The sequence below is a fragment of the Mycobacterium sp. TH-M106 genome, from assembly GCF_057473765.1.
In genome coordinates this window covers 1-1,185 of record NZ_JBYCLE010000499.1, presented here as the reverse complement: position 1 = coordinate 1,185, position 1,185 = coordinate 1, and the positions used below count along the sequence as shown (strand labels likewise).

Here is a 1,185-nt window from a genome sequence, read left to right as displayed (position 1 = left end):
TGTCGGCTGCCGATTCGATGAGGTCGCCGAACGGTCCCTTCGGCTGTTGCGGTGTCGGGCCCAGCTGCTTGAGGATCGCGTTGATGGACTCGCGCAGCTGATCCCATTCGACGGGTACTTGGGTGTGTTCGATCGGGATCACCGCGCCGTCGGCGAGCACCGGCCCGCTGGTGTAGGGCGGTGACAGTTGGATGGTGCGCGAGGCGACCAGGCTGGGGTTGAGCACCGATGCGGTGGCCTGGGCTGGCACCTGGTATTTGTTGCTGTAGTGCAACGTGATTCGCATTGTGTCGCCGGCTGGTTCGATTTTGTCGATCGATCCCACCCGCACGCCCATGATCTGCACTTTGTCGCCCGGATACAGCCCGGGTGCCTCCGGGAAATATGCGACGACGGTGGTGGTGGTGAGCTTTTTGTACAGCTGTGCTGCCGCGGCAACCATGCCGGCGGCCAGCACGAAGACCATAGCCGCCACCAGTGATCCGATCAGCCATGTCCTGCCGGGCAGCTTCGGCAGCCGCAGGTTGCGAATGTCGAAGATGGTGCTCACGTGTGGCCGGCCTCTCTGCTTGCTCTGCCTGGTCTGCTTTGTCTGCTTGCTTTAGCGGCCAAGGCTTCCTCCTCCGCCGCCGGGTTGGCTGTTTCCGCCTTGACCGGGTGGGATGAACGGGACCGGCAGTTGCGGGCCGGGTCCCGGCGGTGCCGGTGGATACGGCGCCGCCGGTGGCGGCGGCGCAGCTGCCCCGGGGTTTCCCGGTGTCGGCCCGGCCACCGGGCCCAGTGGCTCGGTGCGTGCCCCCGGCGGCGCGTCGGTCGGCAGCGGCACCGGGGTGCCCGCCACATCGGGCGGGGTCTGGGCGGGTCGACCGGCCACCGGCAGTCCCGGTGTGGCCGGCGGGCCGTTGGGGTTCGGTGGCGAGGTGACAACATCTGGGAGGCTGGCCGGGTACGGTCCGTTGGGTCCGAATGGGCCCAGGTTCTGATCGAGGCCCGCGCAGGGCAGCGGGTTTTGCGGGGTGCCGAACACACCGGCGGCCGGGGCGTACGAGCACGGCGAACCCGGCGCCACCGCCGGCCCGGGATGCTCCGGGGTGCCCTCGGCCAGCGGCGGCGCCGGCGGCGGCGCGCCGTTGGACCGGCGGGTGCCGTTCGGGTCGGGGTAGCGAAACGCCGGCAGCCCGGCGT

1 protein-coding gene and 1 pseudogene are annotated in these 1,185 nt (G+C 70.0%); both read right to left on the bottom strand.

Going from position 1 to position 1,185, the window contains the following annotated elements; translation table 11 throughout:
* Nucleotides 1-550 (bottom strand): MCE family protein (locus AC2VOP_RS17575; protein WP_486962152.1); only part of this gene is annotated, 550 nt, incomplete at its 3' end.
* Nucleotides 551-601: 51 nt separating this feature from the next.
* Nucleotides 602-1,185 (bottom strand): annotated as a pseudogene (locus tag AC2VOP_RS17570) (mammalian cell entry protein); the annotation flags it as partial.